The organism is Bacillus sp. OTU530 (assembly GCF_038440375.1).
In genome coordinates, this window is record NZ_JASATP010000100.1 from 1 (window position 1) to 7,516 (window position 7,516).

7 protein-coding genes and 1 pseudogene are annotated in these 7,516 nt (G+C 36.0%); 1 reads left to right on the top strand and 7 read right to left on the bottom strand.

What is annotated here, in order from left to right; genetic code table 11:
- On the top strand, positions 1-68 hold a 68-nt coding region (locus AAHB12_RS32055; protein ID WP_446715642.1), incomplete at its 5' end, for an IDEAL domain-containing protein.
- A 240-nt stretch (positions 69-308) separates the two neighbouring features.
- Here the strand turns inward: AAHB12_RS32055 and AAHB12_RS30735 are convergent.
- The 7 genes and pseudogenes from AAHB12_RS30735 to AAHB12_RS30765 all read right to left on the bottom strand — a co-directional run bounded on the left by AAHB12_RS30735 (position 309) and on the right by AAHB12_RS30765 (position 6,774).
- Entirely contained in the window at positions 309-770 is a 462-nt protein-coding gene (locus tag AAHB12_RS30735; RefSeq protein ID WP_342048882.1) for a threonine/serine exporter family protein, read from the bottom strand.
- Positions 751-1,506, bottom strand: coding sequence for a threonine/serine exporter family protein (locus AAHB12_RS30740; protein ID WP_342048877.1), 756 nt, complete (start codon positions 1,504-1,506; stop codon positions 751-753). Before AAHB12_RS30740 ends, AAHB12_RS30735 begins: the two co-directional genes overlap by 20 nt.
- A gap of 207 nt (positions 1,507-1,713) precedes the next feature.
- Positions 1,714-3,051: an RNA-guided endonuclease IscB gene (gene iscB, locus AAHB12_RS30745; protein ID WP_342048878.1), complete on the bottom strand. Its 1,338-nt coding sequence runs from the start codon at positions 3,049-3,051 to the stop codon at positions 1,714-1,716.
- A gap of 328 nt (positions 3,052-3,379) precedes the next feature.
- Positions 3,380-3,544, bottom strand: a complete 165-nt coding sequence (locus tag AAHB12_RS30750; protein WP_342048879.1) for a hypothetical protein — start codon at positions 3,542-3,544, stop codon at positions 3,380-3,382.
- A gap of 111 nt (positions 3,545-3,655) precedes the next feature.
- Complete coding sequence (gene hisJ / locus AAHB12_RS30755; protein ID WP_342048880.1) at positions 3,656-4,516, bottom strand: histidinol-phosphatase HisJ; 861 nt, start codon at positions 4,514-4,516, stop codon at positions 3,656-3,658.
- Between the two features lie 529 nt (positions 4,517-5,045).
- A pseudogene (locus AAHB12_RS30760) lies at positions 5,046-5,311 on the bottom strand (ArsR/SmtB family transcription factor).
- Between the two features lie 284 nt (positions 5,312-5,595).
- Entirely contained in the window at positions 5,596-6,774 is a 1,179-nt protein-coding gene (locus tag AAHB12_RS30765) for a replication initiation protein (protein WP_342048881.1), read from the bottom strand.
- Positions 6,775-7,516: the final 742 nt, after the last annotated feature.

Genomic DNA, 7,516 nt, shown 5'->3' on the forward strand with positions numbered 1-7,516 from the left:
GATCATTACAAGATAGAAATAAAGAAGAATTCCTACGATTAACGGCGGAATTAAAGGATATTTCTTAAAATGGATTTATGTATATCAGACTGATTTTGAGATAAAGTGGACAAAACCATAACAAGAACAGGAAGAGGTAAAACACTTCTTCCTTTTTTATTTGGTCTAGGAGAATCAACATTACTTGAGTCGATCTATGTTTCTAACAAATCATATTTGTACCTGAATCTTTCCACCTACCACTAAAAATTTAACAATAAGTGCCTGGCACCGGGGGGTGGATAAAAAAAGCACCAAAAAAAGGCACCTTATCTATATTTTCTTATCATTTGGTTGATTACCTCGGAGAATATTAGACCGATTGCGATGGCTCCGGAGAGCATGAAGGCTTTTGATGCATACTGAATGGCTAAGTTATAGTCGTTTTCTACAAAATTCCTCATTGCATCATACGCCAATCCTCCAGGAACTAATGGAATGATTCCCGATACACTAAATATGATCATTGGTGTTTTATATATTTTTGCAAAGATTTGGCTAATAATTGCGATGACAAAGGCAGCTACTAAAGAGGCTAAAATGCTGTCGACCTGGTTGTTTACTAACCAAACGTATAATAGCCATCCAACCATTCCAGTGAATCCACATTTTAACAATGATTTTCTCGGAGTATTAAAGATGATTCCAAAAGCTGCAGAGGCAACAAAACTAGTAACGAGCTGTTGTATCATTACTAACCTCCTTTCTTTTCTAAAAAACGGAAAAAACAACTGCAATACCTGTTCCAATTGCAAATGCTGTTAAAAACGCTTCAGCACCTTTCGAAATTCCTGATACGAGATGACCCGCCATTAAGTCTCTCACAGCGTTTGTAATTAAAAGTCCAGGAACGAGAGGCATGACTGAGCCAATGATGATTTTATCGAGTTCATTACCAAAGCCAATCGCAACAAATAAAAAGGCTAATAATCCAATTATTAATGATGCAAAAAATTCCGCAAAAAACTTTACTCGTACTAAGCGGTGAAAGTATATATAACATGAAAAACCTACTCCACTAGAAACTAGCGCAGGAATGAAATCATGCCATACACCTTGAAACATTATGAGGAAACAGCCACCTACTAGGGAAGCAGCGGCAATTTGAACCCAAATTGGGTAAGAAAGATTAGCCTTTTCGACCTGTTTTAATTCACTATGGGCATCCTTAATCGATATTTCCCCACCACTAATTTTTCTAGAAATACTATTTACTACGGAAACCTTTTCTAAGTCTGTAGAACGGTCAGATATTCTAACAAATTTCGTAGGATCCGTTCCTTCAATCGAAAATATAATACCTGTTGGAGTCACAAAACTATGAGAGTCATGAAGACCAAACGAAGCAGCAATTCGTGTCATGGTATCTTCCACTCGATACGTTTCGGCCCCACTTTGCAGCATGATTTTGCCAGCAAGTAAACATACTTCAATTACTTCATATGTTTGATTTAACTTACCTTCCATTTTCATTCACTCCGTTTGTTCCACCATTGTTGTTAAAGCCTTTTGTGGCAACAGATTTAAATTATAAGGATGGATATATACCTTCAGCATATGCCCTTCATAATCAGCTTTTAACAGATTTTCCGGAAAGAAGTCCCCCTCCTCAAGGAGTGGGAAGGGCATAGCCCAAACGAGTAGGTGGGGGATAAATTTCCGGTAGGCGCAAGCCTACAAAACTGAGAATTGCCAGTTATTATTATGGCAAATCAATTCTAAACGACTCAAATTCACCTGTTTATAAGATTTGCCTGGAACTGCAATGTAATCTCCTTGTATGTTTTTTACATAACAACTTTGTCCACTAAATCCACTAATCCAACCAACTTGTCCAAACACACAAACTTTGTCATTCAAATGCCAGAAACCAACTGATTTTGTATTCTTTTCATTGCGTGTAGCTGCTATATTCTTTTCTTTTCTTCCCTTACGTGCAGTTGCTTCATGTAAAGAGCGTTTTTTCTTTCTAAATTGTTTGATGTAGAGAACGTGATCCGTATTTTCTTTGATGTTTGTTATCCCTGTAGCTGCAATGGCATCATGATAATGTGTTTTTTCCAGTTGAAGTTCCTTTCTTCTTGGTGTAGTGATGCTGCCATAGGTAATGTGAGCATCTGAATACTGATCAAATATCCTTCTACGAAGAATGTTCATAAAGGGTCCTTCTTTGTAGCGTTTGGTTTTCTTCTTCTCAACCATCCACTTCCAAAGAATGTTACCTTCCTGATGATTCTCATGGGTATGGCAAGTTGTGCAAACAGTAATTAAGTTGGATGCTGCATGGCTTCCATCATGGCTTCTATAGATGATATGGTGCGTTTGTAAAATGTCACCTTTTTTCTTACAGACCTGGCAAGTGTAGTTGTCTCTTGCAAAGACAAAATATCGTACATCATAATACCCAAAGGTATCACCTTCTTGATATTCCTTGCCTTGCATGTCTGGATTCATCATCTTTTGTACGTCAAACTTTCCTACTTCTATATGAAGTTCACATGTTGGAAGGAATGAATAAAAGGTATCTATCCAATGAAATGTGTTATGTATTCTGCTCTGAATAGAAGGTGGAAGCCAACCTTTTGGAAGGGATGAAGTGAAGGATATGGATATTTTACGATATCCTCCTTTCTTTTTTCCTGTCCCTTCTACATACACGCGTTTTGTTTTGTACTTGAATTTTGACCTTCTGTATCGTGTTTTACGATTCCTTCTGCTTCTTCTATAGATCTTCTTTGTTTCCAGGTTGCTTTTTACATCTTGACGTAGCTCTATTTCTGCTTTTCCAAGAACCTTTTCACCGGATGTAACGGCAACTCCCATGTACTTTGCACCTAAATCAATTCCTAATTTTGTTTCTTGTGTTGTTTCTCCAGTTGGATATGATAACTGAATTGTAAAAGGGTTGTATCTTACAATGGTTGCTTTTTGTTCTTTTAGTAAAATTCTAGCTTTACGAGTTGAACAAGGCATAAGTGGCTCTCCTCGTAAATTTCTGACGAATACTCGCAAGTTTCGTCCCTCCTTAGAGTTTGTTTCCCTTCGTCAATGTTGGATAAGCTTCTTACTTCAGGTTGACCGTTCCTCCCCTCAGAACTGTTACAGAGCCTGAACGACAGATTGTGCTTGGGAATCACACAAAGCCGTATTGACTTACCCAACGTAGTCACTCGCTATAGCTCACCATATACCGGAGACTGAGACTAGACAACTAGGATTTTACAAGCCCCCACTTCAAAACGTGTTAACGTTTAAGTGGTGGGTAGTTGACTTCCTTTTCAGGCAGCCGAATCACAGTCTAGCCGTGTTACTTCATGCAGTAGACAAGGAAACAGTTAATTCACTTTTCATTAGTGTTTTTTATTGCCTCTCGTTCTGCTGGTAAAAAGCTTTCTCTTACTTCTTGATTTCTTGATGCAATGTCGGGATCATATGCGAAGGAAGGATCTAACGGTTCTGGTGCAAATACAATGACCGTTGGAAAAAACGAATAGATTTCTTGCACCAGAACCAGATTTCCTATAAGGATAAATTACCACTAATTGAATTTTTTATAAATTCCAAAAGCTATAATTTTATAATAATATTATCTTCCTGATTCATCTGATAAAACTCTTTAAAATGGTTTCATTACTAACTTATTCATTATATTAATGAAATAATCATAACCCCTACCCACATGTTCCACTTTATGTGAATCTGATCCATACACAAGAGGAATCCCCAAATTCATCGCTTCTTCTATTACCCATATCGGAGGATACATTTCTTTGCACATCGGTTGAAAAAGACCTGCCAAATTTACATCAAGTTCCATTCCGTTACGTTTAATCTTAGAGAGAATTTTGGTTATATGTTCCTTATCATAATCAGGATCTTTAGGTTTTAAATAATGTTGATATTTATGAATTAAAGTGAGATGACCAATCCTAGAAGGCTTTTTAGGGCCCAAATTCGCATCAATGCTTTCCTCTACCATCTCATAATAAGCATCATAAACTTTTTCTACACTGCCATAATACTTGACCAACCCATCATGAAAATCCTCTGCTGAGTAATCCACACATCTCCAACCATTTTTACCAGGAAGAAAGTGGATGGATAATAACCCATCCTCTAGTTCATTACTGTCTAACAAGTCTCGCGTGAAAGATTCCATACCAGATATAAAGTCAATCTCTAAACCCACTAAAATATCAATTTTCTCTCGATACTTCTCTTTCAATTCTTTACATATTTTAAAGTAGTCTTTCAACTCGTTCATTGACATAGCTAATTCATCTACTAGCCATTGTCCATTAGGAATTTTTTGTGTAAGTTCAAAAGGTAAAGGTGGATGTTCTGTAAAACTATATTGACGGAATCCTTTATTTATAGCTTCAACAATATAGAGTTCTGCCCTCTCCTCCGAACCATGCTTACAAAAGTGAGTATGGGTATGCCCATCTCGATATTTTTGAAAATATTCATGTCCCATATCAAAAATCCCCCCTTGAAATGTTATAACTTCCTAATGAAAATTAAAAAGTTAAATGATTCATGTTCCAAATACTCTTCAATTGCTCCAGTTTAACCTTTACACAATCAGAGAAGTTTATACATGTGCGTGTATTGTTGTCCCTAACAGCCTTCTCTAAACCGTTCACCCAAAGAATGGGAGATCATTTTTGTCCTTGCACAATTTTTTTCGGCTCATTATGACTCTACTCTCTCGTCAAGCGACAGACCAAAAGTGAGAAAAAGTGTATTACTCCCTAATGCTTTCTATATAATGAAGTTCTATACACTTTTATAATCTCATAAATCTGATTTATATTCACGCTTTCTTCCTTTGATCCACATGTTTTTGTGGAAATTCTAATAAGTTTCCCAATCCTCTAATGGCCAAATTAAAAATTAAAATATATAAAAACTTATGGTATGTGAAATTATAAATTCTTGTTCACGAAGAGCCCAAAGGAAGTGCCTTTGGGCTCTTCGTGAACAAGAATTTATTTTTTTACACATTAAGCACTAATCATCACGTTAAGAATATCCTCTACTCTTACATCTTTTACCTCATAATAAACCTCTAAGCCTTTTCGTGTATCTGAGATGCTCTTAGCAACTTTCAATGCTGACTCACTGTACTTTGTGGCATTTCAGGCTCCTCATAAAGGGAAGTTACATTTACCGGTCCCTTTTCAAGCATGAAACTCACAAGTGCGATTCGTGCAGGATGTGCTAGTACGCTCAACATATCTGCACTACTATTAAGCTCTCCAACCGTCATATTCTCCCCCTATTTTGGTAATGTTGAGATTTTATTTAATTTCATCTATTTCTTTCTGGAGTGCATCCATTTTAGCTTTGTTCTCGTCTAAAGTATGAGATGGAGTTGATAAGATTGGGATTCATAAAAAGAGATGCAAGTGAATCTTCACTCATAAAACAATCATTATCCGCAATGGATCTATTACACATGGTCCAAAATGATACAGTAAAAGCCCTTCAGTTAAACGATCTGAAGAGCCTTGATATTAATATAAGCAGCAAATGAGGAAATAACTCAAATTGCTAATGTATCATCTTGAACCTTTGTTCGTTGATTTCATTTGTGATTTCTTTCCCCTTTTTATTCCAAAGATCTAAAGCTTCTGCATCTGTCATAAATTTAGAAAATGTCTCGATTGCATTTAATTGAATTTGCCAATCCGGTAACATGTCGATCTTATGAACTTTCTTTTTAGGAATATGTTCTATTATCACCTGTCTTACTACCTTCTGTATAATATCGTTTTCAGCCTCTTCGCTTACTTCGTTTTCCTTCAATTTAGGTAGAACAGATGAGATATAGCCAATTGGATTATCAACACTAGACTTATATCTAATACTCTCCATTAACGTAACAACATTTTCTCGGCCGTATTGCAACCATGCTGATATTACTTTTTTAGATAACTTTAAACCCATTTCTTGTCCCAGCTTTTGAATCTCTAGAACTTCGTCATTTTCTACAACTTTACTCACCTTATTTTCAATGACTTCATTTTTAATTTTGACATTGGGATTACTTCGAATCTTGAATTTGACCGCATTTATAGAAGGACCTTTTTTAATCGTCGTATACTCGAAAACAATATCGGTCTTTTCTCCAATTTCCTTCATAGCATGATCCAAAATTCTTTGGCGAAAATTAATCCATTTGGGATACTTGTCACCTACTCCTAACTTACTCCTTAGATCATCTAAGGTAAATGTTCGCTCAGTTAGCCCCTCATAACTCTTCAACAGTTCGAATAGTCGGATGGAATAGCTACTTCGGAGCCGAATAATATTACCCAACCTGTATCTAGTAAATTTCTCATTCAATAAAAGAAAGAATGGTTTTAGATCTGGATCGAACCGAACGGTCACTGTTCCTTCACCTGTGTTGTATGTAGCCTTCGATAACCAAGCAATTGTTGTTTTCTTCCCCTCACTGTTGATGAAACTAAAAGGTTGCATAAGATTCTTTACTATCCTCTCCATGTCACTATACATACTTCGCGCTTTGGAGCCAGTTAATACTGTAAACTCCTTAACTGATAGTGTATATGTTTGAAAATCCTTATCAGAAGGACTGATGTTTGAAGCAATAGTTGCAATAACCTTTTGTTCTACTAAGCCTAATTTGTAGGAAGCTTCAATAATGCTATTGGATTTACTAACTAGATTCGAATCTTTAAAGACCAGTGTTTTAGTTCCTTCCTCCATCTCTACACCATCCTTACAGTCCATAAAATTGTATACTACTCACCTATAAGTATAAAGCTCCCAAAAGAAAACACAAACAAAAAAATGTGTGTTTTTTAGACTTTATGACCCTAAAAATGTGTAGGTTCAATTTTAATATGACCCTAAAAGTGTGTGTTTTAACCCTAAAAACGTGTAGGTTTAATTTTAATATGACCCTAAAAACGTATAGGTTAACCCTAAAAATGTGTGCTTTGACCCTAAAAATGTGTAGGTTTAATTTTAATATGACCCTAAAAACGTATAGGTTAACCCTAAAAATGTGTGCTTTGACCCTAAAAATGTGTAGGTTTAATTCTTCAAAGGCTTGTCCCCCAAGGGTTTTAGATTCCTGTAAACAAGATAAACAAGATATAAACAAGAATAATATGTTAAACAAGAACAAACAGGTACAATAAAAAACCTTTCTGTTGTTCCTATTTGAAATCACCCTAAAAGTGTGTGTTTTTTAGTTTGATAGAACTAATACTAGAATTCCGACACAAACAAGTGGTTCTGGTGCAAAAACCTCAAAATAATTGCAATCATCAGAACCGGTTTAATTAATTTGATGGGTTTAATATTTTTAATAATTACATTTGCGATTATTATAAACACTCATTTATTATTTGAGCCAGAAGACCCCCGCTTCAAACGCGTAAGGGGCGTTAGCCCAGCGATAAGCGGGGGATGAATGGCTCCTCCGCAGGAGCATATTTCGCTC